Genomic DNA, 26620 nt, shown 5'->3' with positions numbered 1-26620 from the left:
CCGCGGCGGCGCGGTTGCCGCGCTGCTCGAACGCGCGCGCCGCCACGCGAATCACGCGGAGGTGCTCGGCTATGTTTGACCTCTGGTGGCCCGAACTGCTCGATGCGATCCGCGACACGCTGTCGATGGTCGCCGCGTCGGCCGTGATCGCCGCGCTGATCGGCATCCCGCTCGCGGTGATTCTCGTGACGACCGCACCCGGCGGCATCTACGAGCGGCGCGGCGTGAACGCGGTGCTCGGCGCGCTCGTCAACGTGTTCCGCTCGACGCCGTTCATCATCCTGCTCGTCGCGCTACTGCCGTTCACGCGCGTGCTGATCGGCACGACGATCGGCGTCTGGGCGGCCGTCGTGCCGCTGTCGATCGCCGCGATCCCGTTCTTCGCGCGGATCGCCGAGGTGAGCCTGCGCGAAGTCGACCGCGGGCTGATCGAGGCCGCGCTCGCGATGGGTGCGAAGCGCCGCCACATCGTCTGGCACGTGCTGTTGCCCGAAGCGCTGCCTGGCATGCTCGGCGGCTTCACCATTACCGTCGTCGCGCTGATCGGCTCGACCGCGATGGCGGGCGCCGTCGGCGCGGGCGGGCTCGGCGATCTCGCGATCCGCTACGGCTACCAGCGTTTCGACACCACCGTCATGGCGACCGTGATCGTGATCCTGATCGCGCTCGTCTCGGCCGTGCAAATCACGGGCGACCGCCTGGTCCGACGCGTGACCCGGCGTACCTGAGCGACGCCACAAGCGTCTGCTCGCTTCATTCATGATCCTGAGAGAAAGAACCCTATGACCTTGCCCATCGGCGCGCCGCGCGAATGGAACGGACAATTCGAGGAAGCGCTGTTTCTCGACGTGGCGCGACGCCATCGTCCGGACTTCCCGGCCAAGCTCGCCACGCCGCCGCGCGAACCGCGCAACGACGACGAACTGGCCGCTGTCGCCGATTACTACACGAAGATGGCATCGCACGACCTGTTCATCGTGCAGGTCGTCGCGAAGGCGATCGACACGCTGTTTCGCGACGATCCGCATTTCCAGTTGATCCTGTCGCGCCAGCTCGGCGACGACGGCGCGCACGCGGTGATCGGCCGCGAACGCGTGACCGAACTGACGGGGCGTGATCCGCTGCCGGAAGTCGACCGGCTCGTCGCCGCGCACTGGGCACGCATCGGCGACATCGCGGTGCGCGACGTCGCGGGCTTTCTCGCGTTCGAATGGCACTACGAGCTGCACATCCTCGCGAAGCTGTGGATCCAGCGCAAGACCGGCCGCATCGGCGATTCCGCGATGCGCGAGCATGGCGAGAACCGGATCCGGCCGGACGAGGAGTGGCATCGCGTGCAGATCGTCCAGTGGTGGTTCGACACGTTGCAGGCGCTGCCGGCGGCGGAACGCGACGCGCTGATCGATCGCGTGATCGCGGCCGACAAGGAAACGCAGGCGCGGCTCGACGATTACCTGCACGACGAGTACGCGCACACCGCGCACGTGTTCGGCGCGGATATCGCCGAATACCGTGCGATCTACGACGACTGGCGGCGCGAGATCCTGTCGCGGCTGACCGGCCGCCAGCTCGACGCGCTCGTGCCGCTGTCGGGTGAAGCGGTTGCGCAGGAAGCCGTCGCATGAACGATCCGCGTGGCCCGGCGACCTTCGCGCCGGATACCGATACGCCCGCCTTCGACCGCGCCGCGCTGGCGCGAGCGATCGACGCGTTGCGCGCATCTGCCGCCGCGCGCGACCGCGCGGGCGGTCATGCGGCGCAGGAGAAGCAGTGGCTCGCCGATGCGGGGCTGCTGACGCTCGCGGTGCCGCGTGCGTTCGGCGGGCAGGAAGCCGCGTGGTCCGAGATCTACGATGCGATCCGGCAGATCGCGCGCGTCGACAGCGCGCTCGCGCATCTCGTCGGGTTCCAGTGCCTGCAGGTGGTGAGCGTCGACGTGTGGGGCAACGCTGCCCAGCGCGAACGCTATCTGCGCGGCACGGTCGAGCAATGCTGGTGGTGGGGCAATGCGGTCAATCCGCTCGACACGCGGCTCGTGGCCACGGCGACGCCCGACGGCGGTTACCGGCTCGATGGCGTGAAGGGCTTCTGTTCGGGCACGCGAGGCTCGCAGCACATGACGGTGTCCGCGCACGATCCGGACACCGGCCGCACCGTGTTCGGCGTGGTGCCGACCGATCGCCCGGGGATCACGGTCAACGAAGACTGGGATCCGATCGGCCAGCGCCAGACCGACAGCGGCAGCGTGCGCTTCGACGGCGTGGCGCTCGCGGCGGACGAGGTGCTGCACCGCTCCGAGGCGCCGCCGACGCCGCGCGCGACGCTGCGCACGCTCGTGTCGCAGCTCGTGCTGACCAACCTGTTCGTCGGGCTCGCGGAGGGCGCGCTGGCGGAAGCGCGCGACTACGTGCTGACGCATGGCCGACCGTGGATCCAGTCGGATGTCGCGCAGGCGAGCGACGATCCGTACACGCTGCAGCGCTTCGGCGACATGCGTGTGCGGGCGATCGCCGCGGCGGCGCTGGCCGATCGCGCGGCCGCCGCGTTGCAGCGTGCGTGGGCGCGGCGGGATGCGCTGACGACGGACGAGCGCGCCGAGGTGGCACTCGCGGTATCGGAGGCGAAGATCGTCGCGCAGCGCGCGGCGCTCGAAAACGGCGAGGCGCTGTTCGACGCATGCGGCGCACGCGCGACGGCCGCGTCGCTCGGCCTCGACCGCTTCTGGCGGAATGCGCGTACGCATACGCTGCACGATCCGCTCGACTACCGGCTGCGCGACGTGGGCCGGTTCGCACTGGCCGGGGAATTGCCGCCGGCGTCGCTCTATACGTGACGGATTGACACCGGAGCGGGCGTGGCCTGCTCCGGACAAAACTTGGCCGGCCTGCTGGACGCCTGAGATGATATGTTATATCGTTGCGATACATTATATCATTCGATCCTCAACGTCCTCTTCCGGAATCGCCCGATGAGCACCGCACTCCCTCTGTCCACGCGGCTTCCCGTGACCGTCCTGTCCGGCTTCCTCGGCGCCGGCAAGACGACGCTGCTCAACCACATCCTCAACAATCGCGAGGGACGGCGCGTCGCGGTCATCGTCAACGACATGTCCGAGGTCAACATCGACGCCGCGCTCGTGCGCGACGGCGGCGCGGGGCTGTCGCGCACCGACGAGAAGCTGGTCGAGATGAGCAACGGCTGCATCTGCTGCACGCTGCGCGAGGATCTGCTGATCGAGGTCGACCGGCTCGCGCGCGAAGGGCGGTTCGACCAGCTCGTGATCGAATCGACCGGCATCTCGGAGCCGCTGCCGGTGGCCGAGACGTTCACGTTCGAAGGCGAGGACGGCCGCAGCCTCGGCGAAGTCGCGCGGCTCGACACGATGGTGACGGTGGTCGATGCATTCAATTTCCTGCGCGACTACGCATCGCGCGACAGCCTGCAGTCGCGCGGCGAATCGATGGGCGAGGACGATGCGCGCACGGTCGTCGATCTGCTGATCGACCAGATCGAGTTCTGCGACGTGATCGTGATCAACAAGATCGACCTGGTCGACGCAAGCGCGCGCGAGCGGCTCGTCGCGCTGCTGCGCGGTTTGAACCCGCGGGCGCGGATCGAGATCGCCGAATTCGGCAAGGTGCCGCTCGAGCGCGTGCTCGACACCGGCCTGTTCGATTTCGACGCGGCATCGCGCGCGCCGGGCTGGCTGCAGGAGATGCGCGGCACGCACACGCCCGAGACCGACGAGTACGGAATTCGCAGCTTCGTCTATCGCGCGCGACGGCCGTTCCATCCACAGCGCTTCTTCGATCTCGTCGAAGGCGAATGGCCGGGCGTCGTCCGCTCGAAGGGGTTCTTCTGGCTTGCCACGCACCCGACCGTTGCCGGTTCGTGGTCGCAGGCCGGCGCGGTCGCGCGGCACGGGCCAGCCGGTCACTGGTGGGCGGCCGTACCGCCCGAGCGCTGGCCGCAGGACGCGGAAGCCGTCGCGCAGATCCGCGCGCGCTGGGACGAGCACGTCGGCGATGCGCGGCAGGAACTCGTGCTGATCGGCATGGACATGGACGAGCCCGCGCTGCGCGCGCGCTTCGACGCGTGTCTGCTGACCGATGCCGAGATGGCCACCGGCCCCGCACACTGGACCACGTGGGACAACCCGTTTCGCGACTGGTCCTGACCTGAACGCGCTTCCTGCATCGATCCGGATGGAGAAGGCGCTCCACCGGATTCCGAGCATGAATGCACCTCTTCCCGATATTTCCCTGACCGATGCCGCGCCGGGCGGTTGCCCGCTCGAATGGGTCGGCATGCAGGGCATCGACCTGCCCGTCGCGGTGGCCGAGCCCGGCTGCCGGCGCGACGTGCATGCGCGCGCCGACGTGCAGGTCGATCTGCCCGCGCCGCACGTGAAGGGCATCCACATGTCGCGGCTGTACCGGCTGCTCGACGGGCTCGGCGACGGCGCGGCACTGTCGCCGGCCGGCCTGCAGCGCGTGCTGCACGCGATGGTCGATAGCCATCGCGACTGCGACACGCGCAGTGCGCGAGTGCGGCTGCGCTTCGACCTGCTGGCCCGACGCCCGGCGCTGGTGACCGAGGGGCTGGCCGGGTGGAAGGCGTATCCGGTTCGTATCGACGCGACGCTTGCCGGCGGAGCGTTCGAGCTGCGCGCGCAGGTGACGGTCGTCTATTCGTCGACGTGCCCATGCTCCGCTGCGCTGTCGCGGCACTGGGTCGAGCAGGCGTTCCTGGCTGCGTTCGGCCGCGACGATCGTGTTGAACCAGCGGCGGTCGCCGCCTGGCTGAAACGGCACGCGACGGCGGCCACGCCGCACAGCCAGCGCAGCGAAGCCGTCGTCAGCGTGGGGCTGCCCGCCGATGGCGCGACGCTGGGGCTGGTCGACCTGATCGATCGCATCGAGCACGCGCTCGGCACGCCGGTGCAGACGGCCGTCAAGCGCGCCGACGAGCAGGCGTTCGCGGTGCTGAACGGCGGGAACCTGATGTTCGTCGAGGATGCCGCCCGCCGCGTCCAGGCCGCGCTGGATGACCACGGCCACCATGCGAACCCGCGCGTGCACGTGCGCCATCTGGAAAGCCTGCATCCGCACGATGCGGTGGCCTGGGCCGCGCCGGTTCGCGAAGGCGCCGGCGCATGCTGATCCGCAAGCTGTTCCGGTTCGAGAACGCGCACGTCGTGCGCGGCTGCAGCACGCGGCGCTGCTCGCATTCAATCCACGGCCATTCGTACCGCGTCGAGCTGCTGCTCGAAGCGCATGCGCTGGATCACGGGCAGATGATCTACGACTTCGGGCTGCTCAAGGGCGACGTGCGCGACCTGATCGACGCGTTCGATCATGCGGTGACGCTGTGGTCGGATGACGATCCCTGCTATGTCGAGAGCATGCGCCGGCATTCCGAGCGCTGGGTGCTGCTGCCCGTTTCACCGAGCGCCGAGCAGTTCTCGCGCGTGTTCTTTCGTCTCGTCGATGCGGCGCTGTCCTGCACGCGCATGGCGAACGGCGAAGCCGACGTGCGGTTGCATTCGATCATCGTTCACGAGACCGAGACGGGTTATGCGCAGTGTTTTCGCGACGATGCGGTCAACCCGCGCATGGGCCGCATCGACCTGGACGACATCGTGTTCGCGCCGGCCATCGCCGGACAGTGGCGCGATCCGGGGCTGTTCGAGCGGATCAAGCGCGGCCGACCCATTTCAAGGCAGGAATCCTGATGATCAGAAAGAACCCGCGCGGCGACCTGCCGCAGATTCACCCGAGCGCATTCGTCGATCCAACCGCCATTCTGTGCGGGCTCGTGATCGTCGAGGAGAACGTGTTCATCGGCCCGTACGCGGTGATCCGCGCCGACGAAACGGATGGCGGCGGCCGGATCGCGCCGATCGTGATCGGTGCGCATTCGAACATCCAGGACGGTGTGGTGATCCATTCGAAGTCGGGCGCGAGCGTCACCATCGGCCAGCACACGTCGATCGCGCATCGCGCGATCGTCCACGGGCCGTGCAAGGTCGGCAACGGCGTGTTCGTCGGCTTCAACAGCGTGCTGTTCAACTGCACCATCGACGACGGCTGCGTGGTGCGCTACAACGCGGTCGTCGACGGCTGCCACCTGCCGCCGGGTTTCTACGTGCGCTCGACCGAGCGCATCGGGCCGGAAACCGATCTCGCGGCTTTGCCGCAGGTGACGGCCGACGCGAGCGATTTCTCCGAGGACGTCGCACGCACGAACAATGCGCTGGTGCTGGGCTACAAGCACATCCAGAACGAGTTCTGAATCATGGACGAGCCCATTCGACGTGAAGGGGGCGCGCGTGACGCGCTCAAGCGTCGTCACGCCGACCTGCTCGTGCACGGCGGCATGGCGATGACGCCCAACGGGGCCGAGCGGATCGACGTCGCGTGCGTCGGCGGCCGTGTCGTCGCGCTGGGTGCGTTGCGCGGCAACTGGAGCGCCGACGTCCTGCTCGATGCCGGCGGCCTGCATGTGCTGCCTGGCGTCGTCGACAGCCAGGTGCATTTCCGCGAACCGGGCCTGACGCACAAGGAGACCCTCGAGGCCGGCACGCGCGGCGCGGTGCTCGGCGGCGTCACGACGATCTTCGAGATGCCCAACACGCATCCGCTGACGCTGACCGCGCAGGATCTGCAGGCCAAGCTGGATCTCGCGTGCGGCCGTGCGTGGTGCGACTACGCGTTCTACATCGGCGGCTCGGCCGCGAACGCCGAACGGTTGCCGGCGCTCGAAAGCCTGCCGGGCTGCGCGGGCGTGAAGGTCTTCATGGGCAGTTCGTTCGGCGACCTGCTGGCCGATGACGAAGCGGTGTTGCGCCGGATCGTGCGCAACGGGCGGCGGCGCATGGCCGTGCACGCGGAGGACGAGGCGCGGCTGCGCGAGCGCCGGGCGCTCGTGGAAGCGAGCGGCGATGTGCGTGATCATCATCGCTGGCGCGACGAGGAAAGCGCGCTGGCCGCGACACGGCGCATCGTCGGGCTGGCCGCCGAGACGGGCCGCCGGCTGCATGTGCTGCACGTGTCCACCGCCGAGGAAATGGCGTTCCTCGCGCGGCACCGGCATCGCGTGACCGTCGAGGTCACGCCGCATCACCTGAGCCTGCACGCGCCCGATTGCTACGAGCGGCTCGGCACGTTCGCGCAGATGAATCCGCCGGTGCGTGAGCGGCATCATCAGGACGCGCTGTGGCAGGCCGTTCGCGATGGCGTGGTCGACGTGATCGGCAGCGATCACGCGCCGCATACGCGCGACGAAAAGCGCCGGCCCTATCCGCAGTCCCCGAGCGGCATGACCGGCGTGCAGACGCTGCTGCCGCTGATGCTCGATCATGTGCATGCGGGCCGCCTGAGCCTCGAACGGCTGGTCGACCTGACCAGCGCTGGCCCGGCGCGGATCTTCGGCATCGCGGGGAAGGGGCGCATTGCGGCGGGCTACGACGCCGATTTCAGCATCGTCGACCTTCGCGCACGCCGCATCATCCGGGATGAATGGATCGCCAGCGTGAGCGGCTGGACACCTTATGACGGGTGCGCGGTCACGGGCTGGCCGGTGCACACGGTCGTGCGCGGGCAGGTCGTGGTGCGCGAAGGCGCGCTGAACGGGGAGCCGGAAGGGCAGGCGGTGACGTTTCTGGATGCCTAGATCGGCAGGCGAACCGTCTGCTTGATGCGCTTCAGCGGAATCTCGGTTTCGACGTTGCGGACGCCTTCGATCTGCGTCAGCGTCTCCATCTGGAAGCGCTGGTAGTCGTCGAGATCGCGCGCGATCACGCGCAGCAGATAGTCGTAGCTGCCGGCCATCAGATGACATTCGAGCACTTCCGGCGCTTGCTCCATTTCGCGGGCAAAGCGTTCGACGGTTGTCTTGTCCTGGCGCTCCAGCGTGACGCGCACGAACGCGGTGAATCGCAGGTCGACGGCGGCCGGGTTCAATAGTGCGACATAAGCGTCGATTACGCCTTGTTCCTCGAGCAGATGAACGCGGCGCAGGCATGGCGTGGCCGACAGCCCGGCCTGTTGCGCGAGTTCGGCATTCGTCTGATTCGAATTCCGTTGCAATGCACGCAGAATGCGCCGGTCGATCGCGTCCAGTTTAATTGGCATTTTTTACTACCAGAAGCGTGAAAGCTAGAGAATAGCTCCAAATCATGGATTTCAAGTAGCCAAATACGCATCCAATCTCCACGGAAGGGCACCGATAATCTGACGACCGGCCGGGCGATTCTCGTCCGTCGGCTATCCCTTCAGGAGCTATCCCATGTCGCATCTATCCTGGCTACCATTCATCGCAACGTCGCTGTTGATCATCGTCACGCCGGGTCAGGACATGGTTCTCGTGATGTCGCGCACGCTGTCCGGCGGCACGCGCGCGGGCCTCGTGACGGCCGCGGGCGTCAGCGTCGGGCTGCTCGTTCATACGATGCTCGCGACGCTCGGTCTGGGCGCGCTTCTTCAGGCATCCGAATGGCTGTTCACGGCGCTGAAGGTGATCGGCGCGCTGTATCTGCTGTACCTCGGCATCGCGTTGCTGCGTTCGTCGGGCGAACTGACGCTCGCCGGCAGCCGCGACGGTGCGCAGGTATCGCGGCTTCGCACGTTCGCGCAAGGCGCGCTGTCCAACGTTTCGAATCCCAAGGTCGCGCTCTTCTATCTGGCGTTCCTGCCGCAATTCGTGCCGGCGGGCACTGCGCATCCGATGCTATCGCTGTTCGTGCTGGGCGCGACGTTTGCCGGCCTGACGTTTCTCGTCAAGGGACCCGTCGCACTGTTCGCCGGTCTGCTGTCGGCGTCGATTCGCCGCAATCCGCGCATCCTGACGCGCATGCATCGCGTCAGCGGCGTGGTCCTGCTGGGGCTGGGCGTGAAGCTGGCGCTCGAGCGTCGCTGATCGCGGTTACCTCGTACGCGTGCCGTCGGCGCGATTACGCCGACGGCACGCTTCCCGGCGTCGAGATAAAGCCGCTCGACGCTTCACGTCCAACGTCGATTACCAGCGATAGCCGACACCCGCGCCCGCGCCGAACGAGCCGTGGCCCGACACGGCCGTCGTCACCGAGCCCTTCACCAGCCATTTCGTCGTCGCGAAGGAAAGACCGACCGCCATCGCGCTTTGACCGCCGTACGTGCCGCCGCCAAGTGCGACGACCTTCTCGCCAGGCAGCACGGCTTGCGGCATGTTGGCCATCGCGATCGCGCTCGCGGTGCCCGCATCCGCATCCTTGCGGTACTTCGACATTTCCTCGCGGACCGAGTTGATCGCACCGTTCAACTGGCGCACGTTCACGCCGTCCGTCGGCGCCGTGCCGTCGGCCACGTTGGTCAACTGGCGTTCGGCGCCCGGCGCACCGATCGACACCGTGTTGTCGCGCGACGCGACCGAATTCGCACCCAACGCGACCGCGTTGTTGGCCGGTGCCTGGCTGTTCGCGCCGATCGCCGTCGAATTGTTGCCGGAGACATTGGAGCCGGCCCCGATCGCGGTGCCGTTCGTCCCCGTGACTTTCGAATTCGCGCCGGTTGCGGTGCCGTTCGTTGCCGTGACGGTCGCATTCGTGCCGGTTGCCGTGCCGTTCGCCGCGGCGACGGTCGCGTTCACGCCGATCCCCGTGCCGTTGTCGCCCGACACGTTCGCGCCGTTGCCGAGCGCCGTGCCGTTCGTCGCGCTGACCGACGTATTCTTGCCGATCGCGGTGCTCGTGCTGTCCGTAACCGTGCCGCTCGGCACGCTCGACGAGATCTTGCCGACGGTGTTCGTCAGCGTGGCCAGATTATTGGTCAGCGTTGAAACCTGGCTGGCGATCGAGAAGAGCTGCGAGCCGTTCACCGCGTCCGTGCTGGTCGCGCTGATGGCGCCGGCCGCGACGTTGACGATCTGGCGCTCGGCGCCGGCGCTGCCCACGCTGACCACGCCGACCGGTGTACCCGCGAAGCCGCTGTAGCCGACCCCGTTCAGCGTCACGCTGCTGACGGTGGTCGCCGCACGCGTGGCCGAGTTCGCGCCGAGTGCCACGGAGTTCGCATTGGCCGCGTTGGCCCCTTCGCCGATGGCGACCGCATTCACCGCGGATGCCGTCGCACGGGCGATCGCGACGCTGCCGGTCGCGGATGCCGAGCTGTCGACGCCGAGCGCGACCGCATCGGCTGCGCCGGCATTGGCCTGGAAGCCGAGTGCCGTGCCGCCGGCCGCGCTGCTGCCTTTACCGACCGCCGTCGAGAAGGTCGCGGTGGCGCTTGCGCCCTGACCGACAGCCGTCGATTGATCCACCGCGGATGCGCCTTGGCCGAATGCCGAAGCCGTGGCGCCGTTCGCGACTGCGCCCTCGCCGACTGCCGTCGCGTTGAGGCCGGTCGCACCGGCAAACGCGCCGATCGCCGTTGCATGATCGCCGGTCGCCACGGCATTGCCGCCGAGCGTCGTGGCTTGCGTACCGGTTGCGACGGACTGCCGCCCGATCGCGATGGTTTCACTGTACGCGCCGGTCGACGAACCCGAGTCGGCGAGTGCCGACGGGCCGATAGCGATGTTGTCGCAGCCCCGTGCCGTGGCCTGATACGTGTTGGTGCCCGAAATCGCGATGTTGTCCGAGCAACCTGCCACGGTATCGATCGAATTCCCGTTCTGCACATAGGAGGCCCGCGCCGGCGCGGAAGCCGCGAAGGCGACGACCGCTGCGCTGACGGCGATGGCCAGCGCCGCTTTCGACTTCGCCGGCGCGCGCTGTACCGTGTTCCCCAACCCTCGATGATTCTTGTTCATGTTGTTCCTAGGCTCGATATGAAATTTGTGTTGTGGCTAGCGTGTCTGTCTCACGATTTCCCGATCGCATTGGTTCGAGTACGATCTAATTGAACAGATGTACTAAACAAATTTGACATTCGGCGAAGTGAATCCGAGGGGGAAACGGCGCAAGTGCGGCTGCGTTGCTTGACGTATGCCGGCACGCTCGCGCGTTCCGGATCGGCAGCCTGAGATGCGACGACGCATTCTGATCGGACCCGCCGGCGCCCAGGTTTGCCGTAGCGGTCGATCTCTATGCTTCAGGGGAAATTCGTCTGGAGATTGGCGCGCCGACTGCCGGCATGGCAGCAGGCGGCGCGAAAACCGGCGTTTGTGCGCCGGCTTGAGTCAGGTTTCGTTGCGCGCGCGTTATTGCGCCGGCAACGCGTCCGCCAGCGCCCGCATCGCGTCCACCGTCTCCGGGTTCGCCGGAAAGAACGCCTCGATCGCGAGTTCCGACAGCGTCACGTCGACCGGCGTGCCGAACACGGTCGTCGTGCTGAAGAACGTCAGTTCGCCGGCCGACGTGCGCAGCCGCAGCGGCACGGCGATATCCGCGAAGTCGGTGCGCGCGTGCGTGTCGTCGGGCTGGCCGGCCGGCGCCGGATACGCGGCGAGTTCGTCGCGCAGCGTGTGCAGCATGCGGTCGCCGCTCGCATCGATCTGCCGCTGCAGCCGATGCAGGATGTGCGCGCGCCATTCATGCCAGTTGACGATTTGCGACGCGAGGCCGTCCGGATGCAGGCTCAGCCGCAGCACGTTGACGGGCGGCTGCAGCAGCGACGGATCGGCCTGCGCGACCAGCGCGCCGAGCATGCGGTTGGCGGCGAGCAGTGTCCAGTGACGGTCGACGGCGAGCGCCGGGTAGGGCTCGTGGCCGCGCAGCACGGCTTCGACCGCATGGCGCGCGGCATCCAGTTGCGGGTCCGAAAACGGCCGTTCGCGAAACAGCGGCGCGAAGCCGGCCGCGACGAGCAGCGCATTGCGCTCGCGCAGCGGCACGTCGAGACGCTCCGCGAGATGCAGCACCATCTCGCGGCTCGGCTGCGCGCGGCCGGATTCGACGAAACTCAGGTGGCGCGCGGAGACTTCCGCGTCGAGCGCGAGCGCCATCTGGCTCAGGCGCCGGCGTTGCCGCCACGTGCGCAGCAGCGGGCCGATGCCGGGCGCGCGGCCGGCGGACGGGGAGGGCGAATGGAGGGCGGCGGTCGGGTTCATGCTGCAGATGATAGGCAATCCCGTGCCCCTTGGGCATTACCTGCGACGTAAGCATCGCGCCGTTCCCCGGGCGTGTCACCGCGCTGCGTTACCATAGCCCCCGTGCCAACTGAGAGACGACGCCGGACCCGCGATTGAAAACGCCTGGGCCGGTGCCGTGCATATTTACGACAAGGCATTCCAGGGGAATCCAACAATGAAAAGACTTGCCGTCCGGCTCGCCTGCGTGGCGACGCTTGCATTCGCCGCGACCACCGGCCACGCGCAGACCGAAGCTGCGCAGGTGGAAATGAGGGCCGCCGCCGCGGCCGCCAACGACGCGGTCGTGAAGGGCCCGACCGACATCGACGTGAAACACGAAGCCGTGCTGAAGCTGAAAGCCGGCGAATCGTTCGTGCCGGCCGCCGAAGCCGGCCGCTACCTGCGCTCGATGGGCAACTCGATCGATGAAACGAAGCTGGTCGGCCTCGTGCTGCCCGACGATCCCGATGCCGACTGGATCTCGGTCGTGTCGTTCGAGCCGAGTGGCTATATCCGCGACGACGACGCGAAGGACTGGAAGCCCGACGAGCTGCTGAAGAGCCTGCAGGCGGGCACCGAGGAAGACAACCCCGGGCGCAAGGAGCGCGGCCTGCCGGAAACCGAGGTGGTCGGCTGGGCGAAGGCGCCCGCGTACGACGCGGCCTCGCACCGGCTCGTGTGGTCCGCGATCATCCGCGACAAGGGCGCGGCCCCGAACGCTGAAAACGACGGCGTGAACTACCGGACGCTCGTGCTCGGCCGTGACGGCTACCTGTCGCTGACGATGGCGTCGACGCTCGTCGATCTGCCGAAGTACAAGGCGTCGGCCGACGAGCTGCTGTCGAACATCAGCTTCAACGACGGCAAGCGCTACGCCGATTTCAACAAGTCGACCGACCACGTCGCCGAGTACGGCCTCGCGGCGCTGATCGTCGGCGTCGGCGCGAAGAAGCTCGGCCTGCTCGCGCTGATCGGCGCGTTCGCGGTGAAGTTCTTCAAGGTCGGCGCGATCGCGCTGCTGGCCGGCGGCGCGGCGCTGAAGCGCTTCTTCGGGCGCAAGCCGAAGGCGGCCGCGGTGCCGGCCGTCGCCGATGCGTCCGACGCATCCGGTGCGGAGCGCAAGGAATGACGAAGCTGTTGCTGCTGATCTTCGGCGGCCTCAAGCTCGGCAAGGTGCTCGTGTCGGCGGGCACCATGCTGGCGTCGATCGCGGTCTACGCGCTGTTCTACGGCTGGCGGTTCGCGGCCGGTTTCGTCGCACTGCTGCTGGTGCATGAGGCCGGTCACTACATCGCCGCGCAGCGGCGCGGGCTCGATGTCGGGCTGCCGACCTTCATCCCGTTCGTCGGCGCGTGGATCCAGCTGAAGGAGATGCCGCACGACGCGGAAACCGAGGCGTACGTCGGGCTCGCCGGGCCGTTCGTCGGCACGCTCGGTGCGCTGGCCTGCTACGCGGCCGCGCGCCACTACGACAGCAACCTGCTGCTCGCGCTGTCGTACACGGGCTTCTTCCTGAACCTGTTCAACATGATTCCGCTGTCGCCGTTCGACGGCGGGCGGATCACCGCGGTGCTGTCGCCGCGCATCTGGTTCGCGGGCGTGCCGGTGCTGATCGCGCTGTTCGTGTATCGTCCGAGCCCGTTGCTGATCGTGATGGCGATCCTCGCGCTGCCGCAGTTGAGGCATGCGTGGCGCTACGATCCCGACGCGCCGGAGAACCGCGTGTACTATGCGACGTCGATCGAGACGAAGACGACGTACGCGCTCTGCTACGTCGGCCTGCTCGCGTTTCTCGCGCTGATGACGTCCGGCGTGCACGACATGCTGCGCGTCGCGCATGCGTCGACCTGACCGCGGATACCTGATGCAAAAACGGCGGCCGGTTTTACGCGGCCGCCGTTTTTTATCGAGGTCGAACTTCACGCGTCGCGATGACGCAGTTCGACGCGCCTGATGTCCTTCACGATCACGAGATAGCTGAACACGGTGACGAGCGCGTTCAGCCCGACGAACACGAGTGCGCCGTTGAACGAGCCGCTCGCGCCCACGAGGTAGCCGATCGCGATCGGCGCGACGATGCCGGCCGTGTTGCCGAACATGTTGAACAGGCTGCCCGACAGGCCGATCGCTTCCTTCGGCGCGGTATCCGCGACGACGGCCCAGCCGAGCGAGCCGATCCCCTTGCCGAAGAACGACACGGCCATCAGCACGATCACGAGCACTTCGCTGTCGACGTAGTTGCAGCCGATGATGACCATCGACAGCGCCATCCCGCCGACGATCGGGATCTTGCGCGCGAGCGTGAGCGACACGCCGCGGCGGATCAGCCCGTCCGACAGCATCCCGCCGAGCACGCCGCCGAGGAACCCGCAGATCGCGGGCAGCGACGTCATGAAGCCGGCCTTCAGCAGCGACATTCCGCGCGCCTGCACGAGGTAGATCGGGAACCACGTGAGGAAGAAGTACGTGAGCACGTTCACGCAGTACTGGCCGAGGTATACGCCGATCAGCATCCGGTTCGACAGCAACTGGCGCACGTAGTACCAGCCGGCCACGCGGCTGCCTTCCGAACGCGCGCCGTTGCTGCTGCGCGAGACGGTGCGCACCAGTCCGCCGCCCTGCTCGATGTGCTCGAGTTCCGCGTGGTTCACGGCCGGATGGTCGGCCGGATCCTTCATGACCCGCAGCCACAGGAACGCGAGCGCGATGCCCGCGAGGCCGAGCCACAGGTACACCTGATGCCAGCCGTACGCGTGCGTGAGCCACGCCATCAGCGGCGAGAACACCACGGCCGCGAAGTACTGCGCGGCGTTGAAGATCGCCGACGCGGTGCCGCGTTCGGCGGTCGGGAACCAGCTCGCGACGACTTTCGCGTTCGCGGGAAAGGCCGGTGCTTCGGCGATGCCGACCGCGAAGCGCATCGCGAACAGTGCGGCGACCGCGAACGCGGCGCTGCCGCCGAGGCCGATCGTGCTCTGCAGTAGCGTGAACGCCGACCACAGGAAGATGCTGGCCGCATACACGCGGCGCGCGCCGAAGCGGTCGAGCAGCCAGCCGCTCGGCAGTTGCGCGAGCACGTACGCCCAGCTGAACGCCGAGAAGATGTAGCCCATCGTCACCGGATCGATGCCGAACGCCTTGCGGATCGGCGTGCCGGTGATCGACAGCGTCGCGCGGTCCGCATAGTTGAGCGTCGTGACGACGAACAGCATCGCCAGGATCCAGTAGCGCACGGCGGTCCGGCGCGCGGTGCGCGCGAGGTCGAGCGGAAGCTCGCGAGAGGGGGTCTGATTAGGCACTTTAATGTACGTCGTCGTATGACATGGCGGCAGTTTATTGGCAATAATCAGACGCAGAAACCTCGGGTTTTCCCTCTGGCTGATGTCGTTAAATGGTAAATATCACGGGGGTTTGCCCGTGGAATAAGGGTTCTGCGCGTTTCGGCTGAGGTCCGGCAGATCACGTGAATATTGATGTTTGGTGGGCGGACATCGTATCTGTTGAGCTACAATGAGCGATCTATTCCCGAACCACGGAGCACACCCCATGCAACTGACTGGAGAGATGCTGATCGGCGCCGATGCGGTGGCCGGCTCGGCCGGTACCTTGCGCGCGTTCGACCCGTCGAAGGGCGCGTCGATCGACGCGCCGGCATTCGGCGTCGCGACGCAGGCCGACGTCGAGCGCGCATGCGAACTCGCGCGCGATGCGTTCGACGCGTACCGCGCGCAGCCGCTCGCGGCCCGCGCGGCGTTTCTCGACGCGATCGCGGATGAAATCGTCGCGCTCGGCGACGCGCTGATCGAGCGCGCGCACGCCGAAACGGGCCTGCCTGTCGCGCGGCTGCAGGGTGAGCGCGGCCGCACCGTCGGCCAGCTCCGGCTGTTCGCGCGCGTCGTGCGCGACGGGCGTTTCCTTGCCGCGTCGATCGATCCCGCGCAGCCGGCACGCACGCCGCTGCCGCGTTCGGACCTGCGGCTGCAGAAAGTCGGGCTCGGCCCCGTCGTCGTGTTCGGTGCGAGCAATTTCCCGCTCGCGTTCTCGGTGGCCGGTGGCGATACGGCATCGGCGCTCGCGGCCGGTTGCCCGGTGATCGTGAAGGCGCACGAGGCGCACCTCGGCACGTCCGAGCTGGTCGGCCGCGCGATCCGCGCCGCCGTCGCGAAAACCGGGATGCCGGCCGGCGTGTTCTCGCTGCTGGTCGGCCCCGGCCGCGTGATCGGCGCAGCGCTCGTCAGCCATCCGGCGGTCCAGGCGGTCGGCTTCACGGGGTCGCGGCAGGGCGGCATGGCGCTCGTGCAGCTCGCGAACGCCCGCCCGCAGCCGATTCCCGTCTACGCGGAAATGAGCAGCATCAACCCCGTCGTGCTGTTCCCGGCGGCGCTCGCCGCGCGCGGCGACGCGATCGCGACGGGCTTCGTCGATTCGCTGACGCTCGGCGTCGGCCAGTTCTGTACCAACCCGGGCCTCGTGCTCGCGATCGACGGCCCCGATCTCGACCGCTTCGAAACCGTCGCCGCGCAGGCGCTTGCGAAGAAGCCGGCCGGCGTGATGCTCACGCGCGGCATTGCCGATGCGTATCGCAACGGCCGCGGCAAGTTGGCCGAACTGCCGGGCGTGCGCGAGATCGGCGCGGGCGAGGCGGCGCAGACCGACTGCCAGGCCGGCGGCGCGCTGTACGAAGTCGGCGCGCAGGCGTTTCTGGCCGAACCGGCGTTCAGCCACGAGGTGTTCGGTCCGGCATCGCTGATCGTGCGCTGCCGCGATCTCGACGAAGTCGCGCGCGTGCTCGAAGCGCTCGAAGGCCAGCTGACCGCCACGCTGCAGATGGACGCCGACGACAAGCCGCTCGCGCGCCGGCTGCTGCCGATCCTCGAACGCAAGGCGGGGCGCCTGCTCGTGAACGGCTATCCGACCGGCGTCGAAGTGTGCGATGCGATGGTGCACGGCGGGCCGTTCCCGGCGACGTCGAACCCGGCCGTCACGTCGGTCGGTGCGACGGCGATCGAGCGTTTCCTGCGGCCGGTGTGCTATCAGGACTTCCCGGACGATCTGCTGCCGGAAGGGCTGCAGGAAAGCAATCCGCTCGCGATTGCGCGGCTGCGGGACGGAAAGGCGGAGTGACTGACGGGCGCGGCTGAAGGTTGGATCCCGGCGGCACAAGCGCCGGGATGAAGTCCGCAAACGGAAAGGCGGAAGGGGCCGGTTGGCCGCTTCCGCCTTTTTGCATGGCCGGCTTTCGCGTCGCCGGGTCAGTGAGCGGGATGTGCGACAAGCCCCAGGCGATCGGCTGCGGCCAGCAGGCGCCGGTCGCGAGTCCACAGCTTGCTGCCGCTGGTCAGTCGGACCGAAGCGAGCAAGTGTGCGTCGATGTAGCCGATACCGAGCCCATGGAGCGGCACGACGTCGATCATGCGTTGAACTTCATCGTCGGTTGCCGAGATGGCGACGGGGAGATCGCGTAGCGCGTCCAGCACGGTCTGGCGATCGCGCAGGCTGCCGAGCGCGAGTTCACCGACGACAAAGGGGTGGATCAATACCCGTTCGGTTTCCAGCAGCGCGGTGAGCGTTATGTCGCCGGCGCGCAGATGGTCGATCCAGACCGAGGTGTCGACAAGAATCATGCGGGCTCCGATGGGCGGCGCGGGACGGATTCGAGGTCGGGTTCCGTGCCGCCGAGGCGAGCGAGTCGCCGTGCACTTTCGCGAGCGATCAGTGCGCGCAGCGCTTCTCTCACCAGTGCCGATTTCTCGGTGACGCCGGTCAATTGCTGTGCTTTGGCGAGCAGCGCGTCGTCAAGGGATAAGGTGGTGCGCATGGCGAGCTCCCGAAAGGATTATCGCATCAATTATGGCATCAATTGATGCTGATAGTGATGCTCTCTGTCAGCAGGCGGATGCACGGGCATCGTGTCGGCGTGACAGGCGGTCAGGCCTTTCGGGGCGCGATGGTGCGTAGGGAACGTGCCGTCGATCGTTCTGCCTTCCGCCTCACCCGTTTTTCTCCTACAGTACCGAAGCCTCGGGCCGCCAGGCCCGCAGGCGAAACCTGAGAGATCGAGAAAAAGACCAAGAGGGAACGAAATCCATGAACATCAACAAGCGTGGCGATCACCTGTTCGCGGCCGGATTGTGGAAAGCGATCGGCGACGTCGCGAAATCCGTGCGCACCCAGATCGGCCAATACAGCGAAGGGCGCGTGCTCGCGAATGCGTTGCTGGAATTCCAGCGCGACCTCGGCGGCAGCGAATTCGACGTGACGATCAACCAGGGGCGGCTCGTCACCGGTTCCGACGCGCATTCGCTCGTGTTCGGGCAGGCCGTCCGCCGTTTCCGGCAGGACATGGAAGCGCTGGTGTTCGCGCTCCAGTACCGGCGCGGCATCGACGAACGCGACCCGAGCCTGCGCACCGAAGCGCTGACCCAGACGAACAGCCAGCTCGCGACCGCAAAGCAGTCGGCGACGATCACGGTCGGCCGGTTCTTCGATGCGGTTGTCGACCGCGACGTGCTTGGGCAAATCCTCGACGGCGAATCGAATACACGTGCGCGTGCGGGCACGCAGGGGCAGATCGAGGCGACGCGGGTCAGGCTCGCGAACGTGCGCCACCGGATCGTCGGGATCATCACGCAGATGTGATGGTTGCGGCACGCATCGCGGCGGATGCGTGCGTGGTCGCGGAGAGGATACGAACGGTCGCGGCCGGCAAGCGCCGGCCGCGATGCAAAACTGCCGGCAGCGGCCGATGAAGGCCCGCGCTACCGGCCGCGCCCGCTTACTGCGGGCCCATCTTCTTGATCAGCACGTCGAGCTCCGCCGCTTCTTCGTCAGTGAGGTCGATGAGCGGTGCGCGTACCGGGCCTGCGTCGTGGCCGACGAGCTTCGCGCCCGCCTTCACGATGCTGACCGCATAGCCCGCGCGGCGATTGCGGATCTTCAGGTACGGCAGGAAGAACTCGTCGATCAGGCGGCCGACCGTTGCGTGGTCGTCCTTCGCGATCGCTTCGTAGAATTCCATCGCCGTCTTCGGGATGAAGTTGAACACGGCCGACGAATACACGGGCACGCCGAGCGCCTTGTACGCGGCGGCATAGACTTCAGCCGTCGGCAGGCCGCCGAGGTACGCGAACCGGTCGCCGAGGCGGCGGCGGATCGTCACCATGCTTTCGATTTCGCCCACGCCGTCCTTGAAGCCGATCAGGTTCGGGCAACGATCGGCGAGGCGCTCGAGCATGTCGGCGTTCAGCTTCGAATTCGCGCGGTTGTACACCACGACGCCGATCTTCAGCGCGCGGCACACCTGCTCGACGTGTTCGGCGATCCCTTCCTGGCTCGCTTCGGTCAGGTAATGAGGCATCAGCAGCACGCCGCTCGCGCCGAGGCGCTCGGCCTCCTGCGCATATTCGATCGCGACGCGCGTCGCGCCGCCCGCGCCGGCGAGGATCGGCACCTTGCCCTTGCAGGTTTCCGTCGCGACGCGGATCACGTCCGAATACTCGCGCTGCGTGAGCGAGAAGAATTCACCGGTGCCGCCGGCCGCGAACAGCGCGCTCGCACCGTACGGCGCGAGCCATTCCAGGCGCTCGGCATAGGTGGACGGGCGGAAGCTGCCGTCGGCGTCGAAATCCGTCAGCGGAAACGACAGCAGGCCGTGGGAGATGATCTGTTTGAGTTCTTGCGGTGAGGTCATGGTTGGGTCGTCCGTCTAGCGCGAGTGCTGGGTTCGTCGGGAACGGCATACGGGCCACATTGGCGATGTCGTTGTATGTCATCGTACAACGAGGGGAGGGGTGACGCAAGCGGTTTGCTGGTGGATAAATAGTAGGGTCTTTCCGGATAAGGGTTTACGCAGCATCGCCGATCAGGGTTGAATGTCGTATGATGACTAACAATATGGCCGATAGCCTCCAGGAATTCCGATGACTGCTTCCCCGCTCTATATCCGTGTGCATCCGGACGACAACGTCGCGATCGTCGTCAACGACGGCGGCTTGCCCGAGGGCGCGACGTTCGCCGACGGGCTGACGCTGCGCGAAGGCGTGCCGCAGGGGCACAAGGTTGCGCTGGTCGACCTCGCGGCCGGCGACCCGATCGTCCGCTACAACGTGGTGATCGGCTATGCGCTGGTCGAGCTGCGACGCGGCAGCTGGGTCAACGAACGCACGATGCGCATGCCCGAGCCGCCGGGGCTCGACGACTTGCCGCTCGCAACACGTGCCGCGCCGCCGCTGCCGCCGCTCGAAGGCTATACGTTCGAGGGCTTCCGCAATGCCGACGGCTCGGTCGGCACGCGCAACATCCTCGCGATCACGACGACGGTGCAGTGCGTGTCGGGCGTGGTCGAGCACGCGGTGAAGCGGATCAAGGCCGAACTGCTGCCGCGCTACCCGAACGTCGACGACGTGGTCGGGCTCGAGCACACGTACGGCTGCGGCGTGGCGATCGACGCACCCGACGCCGACATCCCGATCCGCACGCTGCGCAACATCAGCCTGAATCCGAACTTCGGCGGCGAGGTGATGACCGTGAGCCTCGGCTGCGAGAAGCTGCAGCCCGAGCGCCTGCTGCCGCCCGGCACGATTCCGGTGGCGGCCGACGGCGTGGCGGACAACGGCGGCGTGGTGTGCCTGCAGGACGCCGCGCACGTCGGCTTCAACTCGATGATCGACTCGATCATGAAGATGGCCGAATCGCATCTCGAGCGGCTGAACCGCCGCCGCCGCGAGACGTGCCCCGCGTCGGATCTCGTCGTCGGCGTGCAGTGCGGCGGCAGCGACGCGTTCTCGGGGCTCACCGCGAACCCGGCCGTCGGCTTTGCGGCCGACCTGCTGGTGCGCGCGGGTGCGACGATCATGTTCTCCGAGGTGACGGAAGTGCGCGACGGTGTCGCGCAGCTCACGTCACGCGCGGCGAACGAGGACGTTGCGCGCGAGATCATCCGCGAGATGGACTGGTACGACCGCTACCTGCAGCGCGGCCGCGTCGACCGCAGCGCGAACACGACGCCCGGCAACAAGAAGGGCGGCCTGTCGAACATCGTCGAGAAGGCGATGGGGTCGATCGTGAAGTCGGGCAGCGCGCCGATCGCCGGCGTCGTGCGTCCCGGCGATCGCGCGAAGCAGAAGGGGCTGCTGTACGCGGCGACGCCCGCGAGCGACTTCATCTGCGGCACGCTGCAGCTCGCGGCCGGGATGAACCTGCACATTTTCACGACCGGCCGCGGCACGCCGTATGGCCTCGCGCAGGTCCCGGTGATCAAGGTCGCGACGCGCAGCGATCTCGCGCGCCGCTGGCACGACCTGATGGATCTCGACGCGGGGCAGATCGCGACCGGCGCGGCCACGATCGAGGATACCGGCTGGGAACTGTTCCGGCTGATGCTCGACGTCGCGAGCGGCAAGCGCCGCACGTGGGCCGAGCAATGGAAGCTCGCGAATGCGCTGACGCTGTTCAATCCGGCGCCGGTGACCTGACGCGCACGGCCGTTGCCGCCAGACGATGCGGGCGCCTTCGGGCGCCCGTTTTCATTGCGGCGGAGCAAGTGTCGGCGGGATGGGCACGATGAGGAGAACTTGCCGCATGGCGGGTCATGTCCGGCGTGCGGTGCGGCCACGGGCTCGAAGCGACCGGCGTGATTTCCTTACCCCGCACGTAATCGACCGCCCGCGCGAGGCCGGCGACGATGACTGCACGCGAATACGGAACACGCCACGTTCGCGACATCGTCCTCTCATCGACTCAAGGAGCCTCGCCATGAACACCGCCCCATCCGCTTCGTCCGTTCACGCCGACCTGATCGACCGCTACATCGACGCCTGGAACGAACCCGACGTCGCACGCCGCCGCGCGCTGATCGATGCGACCTACGCGAGCGACGCGGCCTATCGCGATCCGCTGATGGCCGGCGACGGCCACGCGGGCATCGATGCGATGATCGCGGCCGTGCAGGAACGCTTCCCCGCGTTCCGCTTCCGACGCACGACCGACATCGACGGCTTCGGCCAGCACCTGCGGTTCTCGTGGGCGCTCGTGTCGCCCGACGGCGCGGCGATCGTGAAGGGTTCGGACTTCGGCACCGTCGACGCGTCGGGCCGCCTCGCGTCGGTCACGGGTTTCATCGACGAGATGCCGGCCGCGGCGTCGTGACGCGAGCGATGCATGCGCAGCGGCCGCCGGGATCGGGTAACGTTATGCGGTTTGTTCCTGATCCCGGAGACTAGCCGACATGCTGAAGAATCTCGACCCGCTGCTGCACGCCGACATCCTGCACACGCTGCGCGCGATGGGCCACGGTGACGAAATCGCGATCTGCGATGCGAATTTCCCGGCGGAATCCGTCGCGGAGCACACGGTGGTCGGCCGCGCGTTGCGGATCGACGGCGCCGATTCGGCGCGCGTCGTGCGCGCGGTGCTGTCCGTGCTGCCGCTCGACACGTTCGTCGACACGCCGGCATGGCGGATGGAAGTCGTCGGCGATGCGGCGGCGGTGCCGCCCGTGCAGCGCGAAGTGCAGGCCGAGATCGACCGCGCGGAAGGGCGCGCGGTGCCGCTTACGGGCGTCGACCGGTTCGCGTTCTACGAGCTTGCGCAGCAGGCCTACGCGGTGATCGTCACCGGCGAGCTGCGCGGCTACGGCTGCTTCATCTTCAAGAAGGGCGTGTTGTTGAGCGACGCAGGCTAAACGCCTTTTTCATCCCGCCGCCTTCGGGCCGCGCGGCCGCCGCCGTGTAAAGATTTGCTACAACCTTTTTCTTGGACACGGCCGAAACTCTGTCTATGCTGGCCCATTTGCCGCGGGCCCCGCAGGGTCGCGCGGCACCGAACCGCCCGGGCGTGCCCCGCGCGGACGGCCGAATTGCATACGAGGAGAGAGGCATGACGCGTTCCGTCGATTCCGGCGTCATTTTTTTCGCGCGCCTGGCGCTGGCGGCGCTGTTCCTGTGGGGCGGTGTGATGAAGCTGCTCGGCTACGGCGATTTCATCGGCTACCTGCATGGGCTGAACGTGCCGTATCCGCAGGTGATCGGGCCGATCGTCGTCGCGATCGAGGGGCTCGGCGGGTTGCTGCTGATCGTCGGCTACAAGGTGAAACCGCTCGCACTGCTGATGGCGTTCTATACGGTCGCGACCGCGATGGTCGGGCACAATTTCTGGGACGCGACGGACGCCGCGGTCCAGCACGACATGGTGATCCATTTCTGGAAGAACATCGCGATCGCCGGCGGTTTCCTGCTGCTGTACGTCACGGGCGCCGGCGGCGCGAGCATCGACGGCCTGCGCCGGCCGAGCACGACGTACGGCAGCCTGCGCTGATCGCACGCGCGCGCGCCGTTGCGGTTGCGCTGAAGCAAAACAAAAGGGCCGAATCCCGCGGGATTCGGCCCTTTGTTCATGGAGCGCGCGTACGCGCCGGCGCTCAGTGCGTGGCCTTCACGTCCTTCGCATCCTTCGAGAACTGCACGGCGATCGCGCCGAGTACGCAGATCGCGGCGACGTACACCACCGGCGCGAGCGGATTCGACATCATCATCAGCGACACGACCACCGGTGTGAGGCCGCCGAAGATCGCATACGCGACGTTGTACGAGAACGAGATGCCCGAGAAGCGCACGACGGCCGGGAAGCTCTTGACCATCACGAACGGCACCGCGCCGATCGTGCCGACCATGAAGCCCGCGATCCCGTAGTAGAGCGGCAGCGTCGACGTGTCGAGCGCGACCTGCGCGAACAGCAGGTAGTAGCACGCGGCCAGCCCGATGCCGCCGATGCCGAGCACGCGTTTCGCGCCGATCCAGCCCGCGAGCGAACCTGCGGTGATGCAGCCGGCCGTCAGGCACAGCGTCGCGACGCTGTTCGCGAACAGCGTCGTCGCGGGCGTCAGGTGGAACTGCTTCTGCAGCAGCGCGGGCGTCATCAGGATCACGACGACGATCGCGGCCGACAGCATCCACGTGAGCAGCATCGACACGATCACCGCGCGGCCATGGTCGCGCAGCACGGCCTTCAGCGGAATCTCGGCCGCGAGCGCCTTCTTCGCCTTCATCTCGGCGAACACCGGTGTCTCATGCAGCCAGCGGCGCAGGTACACGGAGAACAGGCCGAACACGCCGCCGAGCAGGAACGGGATGCGCCACGCGAACGCGCCGACTTCGGCGGTCGAGTAACGGCTGTTGATGCCGGCGGCGACGAGCGAGCCGAGCAGGATGCCGGCCGTCAGGCCCGCGGTCAGCGTGCCGCATGCGTAGCCGATGTGACGCGACGGCACGTGCTCGGACACGAACACCCACGCGCCCGGCACTTCACCGCCGACCGCCGCGCCTTGCAGCACGCGGAACAGCAGCAGCAATACGGGCGCGAGGATGCCGATCGTGTCGTAGGTCGGCAGCAGGCCCATCAGCAGCGTCGGCACCGACATCATCAGCACGCTCAGCGTGAACATCCGCTTGCGGCCGAACAGGTCACCGAAGTGCGCCATGATCACGCCGCCGAGCGGGCGCGCGAGATAGCCGGCCGCGAAGATGCCGAACGTCTGCAGCTGGCGCAGCCAGTCGGGAATGTCGTGCGGGAAGAAGAGTTGTCCTATCGCCGGTGCGAAGAACACGAAGATGATGAAGTCGTAGAACTCGAGGGCGCCGCCGAGTGCGGCAAGGCCAAGGGTCTTGTAGTCGCTGCGCGTGAGCGCGCGTTCGGCGGCGCGAGGCACGCCGCTCAATTCGGAAGCTTGCATGGTCAGGACGATCGGTTTTCGAATGTTGTTGTCGGTGCTGCGTCTCCAGGGCCCGCTATCGGCATGGACTGACAAGGCGCGGCTTGCATCGTCGAAACGTGCCGCGTGCCGGGTGAGGCACGAAACACGCGCCGCCGCACCGGGATGGGGCGCGGCGGAGACGAAGCGTCAAAGCGGGTTGGGGGATTCTACAGGAGCGCGAAATGCGTGCGCGCGGGTGCGCGCCGAGGAGTGCTTCGGACCGCGAAGCCGAGGCCCGTGCAAAAGCGCGCGCGGCGCGGGCAGCCGGTGAGCTGCTGACGCGCCGCGCGGGGCAGGGTCTCGCGTATCAGTTGCCGGCGATCGTATCGACCGGCTTGAACGCGCCGTGCTCGACCTTGTAGATCGTCACCGGCGCATCCTTCAGGTCGCCCTTCGGGTCGTACGCGATGCTGGGGGCCGACACGCCCTTGACCGACACCTTGCCGAGATACGGCGTGTACACCTTCGGGTCGGTCGAGTTCGCGTCCTTCATCGCGGTGAGCAGCGCGATCGTGCCGTCATACGCGTACGGCGAGTAGGTGATCACGTCTTCGTTGAAGCGCGCCTTGTAGCGCGCCGCGTAGCCGGAGAAGCCGGGCATCTTCTCCTTCGGCAGCCCGCCCATGTAGACGATCGCGCCTTCGGCCGCGTCGCCGCCGACCTTCAGGAACGTCGGCGAGCGCGACATCTCGCCCGTCACGAACGCCGACTTCATCCCGAGCTGGCGCATCTTGCGAATCATCGGCGACGATTGCGCGTCGCCGCCGCCGTAGAAGATCGCGTCCGGGTTCATTCCCTTGAGGTTGGTCAGGATCGCGGAGAAATCGAGCGCCTTGTCGTTCGTGAAGTCGCGCTTGATGATCGTGCCGCCTGCCGCCTCGACGGCCTTCGCGAATTCGTCGGCGATGCCCTGGCCGTAGGCCGTGCGGTCGTCGATGATCGCGATGCGCTTGAAGCGCAGCGTCTTCACCGCGTACGTGCCGACGATGCGGCCCGCCTGCGCGTCGCTCGTCAGCAGCCGGTAGGTCGTCTTGTAGCCGCGCGCCGTGTATTGCGGCGACGTGGCCATCGAGATCTGCGGCAGCCCCGCGCGATCGTACAGGTCGGACGCCGGAATGCTCGTGCCCGAGTTGAAGTGTCCGATGATCCCGCGGACGTTGTCGTCGATCAGCCGCTGCGCGACGGTCGTGCCCGTGCGCGGGTCGGCCTGGTCGTCCTGCGAATCGAGCTGGAACGTGACGGGCTTGCCGCCGATCGTCGGACGCGTCGCGTTGAAATCGGCGATCGCGAGCTGCACGCCCTTCTGCATGTCCGTGCCGTAATTCGACTGCGGGCCGGTCAGCGGTGCGGCGAAACCGATCTTGACGACGTCGGCGGCAATGGCGTGCGCGCCCGACAGTGCGCAGGCAGCGGCCAGCGCGACGTGCGATACCTTCAGCTTCACTTTCACTTCCCCTTGATGGCGTGGTTGGGCCGCCGCCGGCTGGCGGGCCGGCACCGGTAAACCGGGCGAGACGGTTCTGTCGGCAGGCCGATGCGCGGGCCGTGCATGCTTGCCGCGTGCTGCCCGGGCTGTGCCGGAATCGGCGCGCGTGGTGGCCGATGCCGCAGGCCGTGCACGCCGATTGCTGCCGCGGCGGAAGGTCGTCTCGTGACCGTGAAGCGAAGTCTAGTTAGCGAAAATGCGTGCGTCTTGCGCGTTCGATGCGCGGCCGGCGACGATATCGGCATATCGTCGATTACCCTGATATGTGCCGAAATCGTCATGCCGAATGCGCAAACGCGCCAAGACGCTGCACGTTCGCATTTTTATGCTGGCGAGTT

Annotated in this window: 26 protein-coding genes; 17 read left to right on the top strand and 9 right to left on the bottom strand. The window is 67.4% G+C overall.

The window, feature by feature from the left end; translation table 11 throughout:
* Positions 1–71: 71 nt before the first annotated feature.
* The 8 genes from G3O06_RS25950 (at position 72) to G3O06_RS25915 (ending at position 7674) form a co-directional block, all read left to right on the top strand.
* Positions 72–728, top strand: a complete 657-nt coding sequence (locus tag G3O06_RS25950) for a methionine ABC transporter permease (protein ID WP_046546161.1) — start codon at positions 72–74, stop codon at positions 726–728.
* Between the two features lie 54 nt (positions 729–782).
* On the top strand, positions 783–1625 hold the full coding sequence (locus tag G3O06_RS25945) for a hypothetical protein (protein WP_205817937.1): 843 nt from the start codon (positions 783–785) through the stop codon (positions 1623–1625).
* The gene (locus tag G3O06_RS25940; protein WP_205817936.1) at positions 1622–2833 is read left to right on the top strand and encodes an acyl-CoA dehydrogenase family protein; all 1212 of its coding nucleotides are present in this window, start codon (positions 1622–1624) and stop codon (positions 2831–2833) included. Before G3O06_RS25945 ends, G3O06_RS25940 begins: the two co-directional genes overlap by 4 nt.
* A gap of 135 nt (positions 2834–2968) precedes the next feature.
* Positions 2969–4177, top strand: a complete 1209-nt coding sequence (gene zigA, locus G3O06_RS25935; protein ID WP_205817935.1) for a zinc metallochaperone GTPase ZigA — start codon at positions 2969–2971, stop codon at positions 4175–4177.
* 58 nt (positions 4178–4235) lie between these two features.
* The gene (gene folE2, locus G3O06_RS25930; protein ID WP_205817934.1) at positions 4236–5162 is read left to right on the top strand and encodes a GTP cyclohydrolase FolE2; all 927 of its coding nucleotides are present in this window, start codon (positions 4236–4238) and stop codon (positions 5160–5162) included.
* Positions 5156–5734, top strand: a complete 579-nt coding sequence (locus G3O06_RS25925) for a 6-carboxytetrahydropterin synthase (RefSeq protein ID WP_205817933.1) — start codon at positions 5156–5158, stop codon at positions 5732–5734. The genes folE2 and G3O06_RS25925 overlap by 7 nt, the downstream gene beginning before the upstream one ends.
* Positions 5734–6294, top strand: a complete 561-nt coding sequence (locus G3O06_RS25920; protein WP_174984799.1) for a carbonate dehydratase — start codon at positions 5734–5736, stop codon at positions 6292–6294. Before G3O06_RS25925 ends, G3O06_RS25920 begins: the two co-directional genes overlap by 1 nt.
* Positions 6295–6297: 3 nt before the next feature.
* A complete protein-coding gene (locus G3O06_RS25915) occupies positions 6298–7674 on the top strand; it encodes a dihydroorotase (RefSeq protein ID WP_205817932.1) in 1377 nt (458 codons plus the stop codon).
* On the opposite strand, the gene G3O06_RS25910 is transcribed toward G3O06_RS25915, so the two are convergent.
* Positions 7671–8135, bottom strand: coding sequence for an Lrp/AsnC family transcriptional regulator (locus G3O06_RS25910; RefSeq protein ID WP_011353935.1), 465 nt, complete (start codon positions 8133–8135; stop codon positions 7671–7673). The two genes, G3O06_RS25915 and G3O06_RS25910, sit on opposite strands and share 4 nt — an antisense overlap.
* Before the next feature lie 154 nt (positions 8136–8289).
* Between G3O06_RS25910 and G3O06_RS25905 the strand changes: the two genes are divergently transcribed.
* Complete coding sequence (locus tag G3O06_RS25905; protein WP_205817931.1) at positions 8290–8919, top strand: LysE family translocator; 630 nt, start codon at positions 8290–8292, stop codon at positions 8917–8919.
* Between the two features lie 99 nt (positions 8920–9018).
* Here G3O06_RS25905 and G3O06_RS25900 read toward each other — a convergent pair whose 3' ends face one another.
* Complete coding sequence (locus G3O06_RS25900; protein WP_205817930.1) at positions 9019–10788, bottom strand: YadA family autotransporter adhesin; 1770 nt, start codon at positions 10786–10788, stop codon at positions 9019–9021.
* Between the two features lie 390 nt (positions 10789–11178).
* Positions 11179–12027 (bottom strand): helix-turn-helix transcriptional regulator, encoded by an 849-nt coding sequence (locus G3O06_RS25895; protein WP_205817929.1) that lies wholly within the window; start codon positions 12025–12027, stop codon positions 11179–11181.
* A gap of 196 nt (positions 12028–12223) precedes the next feature.
* On the opposite strand from G3O06_RS25895, the gene G3O06_RS25890 reads away from it, so the two are divergent.
* Both G3O06_RS25890 and G3O06_RS25885 read left to right on the top strand, forming a co-directional pair.
* Positions 12224–13177 (top strand): DUF2167 domain-containing protein, encoded by a 954-nt coding sequence (locus G3O06_RS25890; RefSeq protein ID WP_205817928.1) that lies wholly within the window; start codon positions 12224–12226, stop codon positions 13175–13177.
* The gene (locus G3O06_RS25885; protein WP_205817927.1) at positions 13174–13899 is read left to right on the top strand and encodes a site-2 protease family protein; all 726 of its coding nucleotides are present in this window, start codon (positions 13174–13176) and stop codon (positions 13897–13899) included. Before G3O06_RS25890 ends, G3O06_RS25885 begins: the two co-directional genes overlap by 4 nt.
* A 68-nt stretch (positions 13900–13967) precedes the next feature.
* On the opposite strand, the gene G3O06_RS25880 is transcribed toward G3O06_RS25885, so the two are convergent.
* Positions 13968–15347, bottom strand: coding sequence for an MFS transporter (locus tag G3O06_RS25880; RefSeq protein WP_205817926.1), 1380 nt, complete (start codon positions 15345–15347; stop codon positions 13968–13970).
* A 247-nt stretch (positions 15348–15594) separates the two neighbouring features.
* Between G3O06_RS25880 and G3O06_RS25875 the strand changes: the two genes are divergently transcribed.
* The gene (locus G3O06_RS25875) at positions 15595–17172 is read left to right on the top strand and encodes an aldehyde dehydrogenase (NADP(+)) (protein WP_205817925.1); all 1578 of its coding nucleotides are present in this window, start codon (positions 15595–15597) and stop codon (positions 17170–17172) included.
* A 128-nt stretch (positions 17173–17300) separates the two neighbouring features.
* Here the strand turns inward: G3O06_RS25875 and G3O06_RS25870 are convergent, their stop codons facing one another.
* Both G3O06_RS25870 and G3O06_RS25865 read right to left on the bottom strand, forming a co-directional pair.
* Complete coding sequence (locus G3O06_RS25870) at positions 17301–17672, bottom strand: type II toxin-antitoxin system VapC family toxin (RefSeq protein WP_205817924.1); 372 nt, start codon at positions 17670–17672, stop codon at positions 17301–17303.
* Positions 17669–17866: a type II toxin-antitoxin system VapB family antitoxin gene (locus tag G3O06_RS25865; protein ID WP_006752328.1), complete on the bottom strand. Its 198-nt coding sequence runs from the start codon at positions 17864–17866 to the stop codon at positions 17669–17671. Before G3O06_RS25865 ends, G3O06_RS25870 begins: the two co-directional genes overlap by 4 nt.
* Before the next feature lie 269 nt (positions 17867–18135).
* On the opposite strand from G3O06_RS25865, the gene G3O06_RS25860 reads away from it, so the two are divergent.
* The gene (locus tag G3O06_RS25860; protein WP_205817923.1) at positions 18136–18687 is read left to right on the top strand and encodes a hypothetical protein; all 552 of its coding nucleotides are present in this window, start codon (positions 18136–18138) and stop codon (positions 18685–18687) included.
* A 136-nt stretch (positions 18688–18823) separates the two neighbouring features.
* On the opposite strand, the gene kdgD is transcribed toward G3O06_RS25860, so the two are convergent.
* Positions 18824–19738 (bottom strand): 5-dehydro-4-deoxyglucarate dehydratase, encoded by a 915-nt coding sequence (gene kdgD, locus G3O06_RS25855; protein WP_174971057.1) that lies wholly within the window; start codon positions 19736–19738, stop codon positions 18824–18826.
* A gap of 229 nt (positions 19739–19967) precedes the next feature.
* Between kdgD and garD the strand changes: the two genes are divergently transcribed.
* The 4 genes from garD (at position 19968) to G3O06_RS25835 (ending at position 23361) form a co-directional block, all read left to right on the top strand.
* Entirely contained in the window at positions 19968–21521 is a 1554-nt protein-coding gene (garD, locus tag G3O06_RS25850; protein WP_205817922.1) for a galactarate dehydratase, read from the top strand.
* A 280-nt stretch (positions 21522–21801) separates the two neighbouring features.
* Positions 21802–22194, top strand: a complete 393-nt coding sequence (locus G3O06_RS25845; RefSeq protein ID WP_205817921.1) for a nuclear transport factor 2 family protein — start codon at positions 21802–21804, stop codon at positions 22192–22194.
* A 79-nt stretch (positions 22195–22273) separates the two neighbouring features.
* Positions 22274–22729, top strand: coding sequence for an RbsD/FucU family protein (locus G3O06_RS25840; RefSeq protein ID WP_205817920.1), 456 nt, complete (start codon positions 22274–22276; stop codon positions 22727–22729).
* Between the two features lie 194 nt (positions 22730–22923).
* Complete coding sequence (locus tag G3O06_RS25835; RefSeq protein ID WP_089496154.1) at positions 22924–23361, top strand: DoxX family protein; 438 nt, start codon at positions 22924–22926, stop codon at positions 23359–23361.
* A 103-nt stretch (positions 23362–23464) separates the two neighbouring features.
* Here G3O06_RS25835 and G3O06_RS25830 read toward each other — a convergent pair whose 3' ends face one another.
* Complete coding sequence (locus tag G3O06_RS25830) at positions 23465–24775, bottom strand: MFS transporter (RefSeq protein WP_205817919.1); 1311 nt, start codon at positions 24773–24775, stop codon at positions 23465–23467.
* Between the two features lie 328 nt (positions 24776–25103).
* On the bottom strand, positions 25104–26240 hold the full coding sequence (locus G3O06_RS25825; protein WP_174916264.1) for a branched-chain amino acid ABC transporter substrate-binding protein: 1137 nt from the start codon (positions 26238–26240) through the stop codon (positions 25104–25106).
* Positions 26241–26620: the final 380 nt, after the last annotated feature.

The organism is Burkholderia sp. Ac-20345, assembly GCF_017104825.1.
GTDB lineage: Bacteria > Pseudomonadota > Gammaproteobacteria > Burkholderiales > Burkholderiaceae > Burkholderia > Burkholderia lata_B.
The sequence above is the reverse complement of the archived record's forward strand: the minus strand, read 5'-3'. Positions and strand labels throughout refer to the sequence as shown.

Excerpts from the sequence above, each read along its gene's own strand:
- G3O06_RS25830 (WP_205817919.1), bottom strand. The coding sequence starts at position 24,775 with ATGCAAGCTTCCGAATTGAGCGGCGTGCCTCGCGCCGCCGAACGCGCG.
- G3O06_RS25870 (WP_205817924.1), bottom strand. The coding sequence starts at position 17,672 with ATGATTCTTGTCGACACCTCGGTCTGGATCGACCATCTGCGCGCCGGC.
- G3O06_RS25920 (WP_174984799.1), top strand. The coding sequence starts at position 5,734 with ATGATCAGAAAGAACCCGCGCGGCGACCTGCCGCAGATTCACCCGAGC.
- G3O06_RS25895 (WP_205817929.1), bottom strand. The coding sequence starts at position 12,027 with ATGAACCCGACCGCCGCCCTCCATTCGCCCTCCCCGTCCGCCGGCCGC.
- G3O06_RS25940 (WP_205817936.1), top strand. The coding sequence starts at position 1,622 with ATGAACGATCCGCGTGGCCCGGCGACCTTCGCGCCGGATACCGATACG.
- G3O06_RS25910 (WP_011353935.1), bottom strand. The coding sequence starts at position 8,135 with ATGCCAATTAAACTGGACGCGATCGACCGGCGCATTCTGCGTGCATTG.
- zigA (WP_205817935.1), top strand. The coding sequence starts at position 2,969 with ATGAGCACCGCACTCCCTCTGTCCACGCGGCTTCCCGTGACCGTCCTG.
- G3O06_RS25925 (WP_205817933.1), top strand. The coding sequence starts at position 5,156 with ATGCTGATCCGCAAGCTGTTCCGGTTCGAGAACGCGCACGTCGTGCGC.
- G3O06_RS25845 (WP_205817921.1), top strand. The coding sequence starts at position 21,802 with ATGAACACCGCCCCATCCGCTTCGTCCGTTCACGCCGACCTGATCGAC.
- G3O06_RS25890 (WP_205817928.1), top strand. The coding sequence starts at position 12,224 with ATGAAAAGACTTGCCGTCCGGCTCGCCTGCGTGGCGACGCTTGCATTC.
- G3O06_RS25905 (WP_205817931.1), top strand. The coding sequence starts at position 8,290 with ATGTCGCATCTATCCTGGCTACCATTCATCGCAACGTCGCTGTTGATC.
- garD (WP_205817922.1), top strand. The coding sequence starts at position 19,968 with ATGACTGCTTCCCCGCTCTATATCCGTGTGCATCCGGACGACAACGTC.
- G3O06_RS25875 (WP_205817925.1), top strand. The coding sequence starts at position 15,595 with ATGCAACTGACTGGAGAGATGCTGATCGGCGCCGATGCGGTGGCCGGC.
- folE2 (WP_205817934.1), top strand. The coding sequence starts at position 4,236 with ATGAATGCACCTCTTCCCGATATTTCCCTGACCGATGCCGCGCCGGGC.
- G3O06_RS25900 (WP_205817930.1), bottom strand. The coding sequence starts at position 10,788 with ATGAACAAGAATCATCGAGGGTTGGGGAACACGGTACAGCGCGCGCCG.
- G3O06_RS25885 (WP_205817927.1), top strand. The coding sequence starts at position 13,174 with ATGACGAAGCTGTTGCTGCTGATCTTCGGCGGCCTCAAGCTCGGCAAG.
- G3O06_RS25945 (WP_205817937.1), top strand. The coding sequence starts at position 783 with ATGACCTTGCCCATCGGCGCGCCGCGCGAATGGAACGGACAATTCGAG.
- G3O06_RS25860 (WP_205817923.1), top strand. The coding sequence starts at position 18,136 with ATGAACATCAACAAGCGTGGCGATCACCTGTTCGCGGCCGGATTGTGG.
- G3O06_RS25865 (WP_006752328.1), bottom strand. The coding sequence starts at position 17,866 with ATGCGCACCACCTTATCCCTTGACGACGCGCTGCTCGCCAAAGCACAG.
- G3O06_RS25840 (WP_205817920.1), top strand. The coding sequence starts at position 22,274 with ATGCTGAAGAATCTCGACCCGCTGCTGCACGCCGACATCCTGCACACG.
- kdgD (WP_174971057.1), bottom strand. The coding sequence starts at position 19,738 with ATGACCTCACCGCAAGAACTCAAACAGATCATCTCCCACGGCCTGCTG.
- G3O06_RS25915 (WP_205817932.1), top strand. The coding sequence starts at position 6,298 with ATGGACGAGCCCATTCGACGTGAAGGGGGCGCGCGTGACGCGCTCAAG.
- G3O06_RS25835 (WP_089496154.1), top strand. The coding sequence starts at position 22,924 with ATGACGCGTTCCGTCGATTCCGGCGTCATTTTTTTCGCGCGCCTGGCG.
- G3O06_RS25950 (WP_046546161.1), top strand. The coding sequence starts at position 72 with ATGTTTGACCTCTGGTGGCCCGAACTGCTCGATGCGATCCGCGACACG.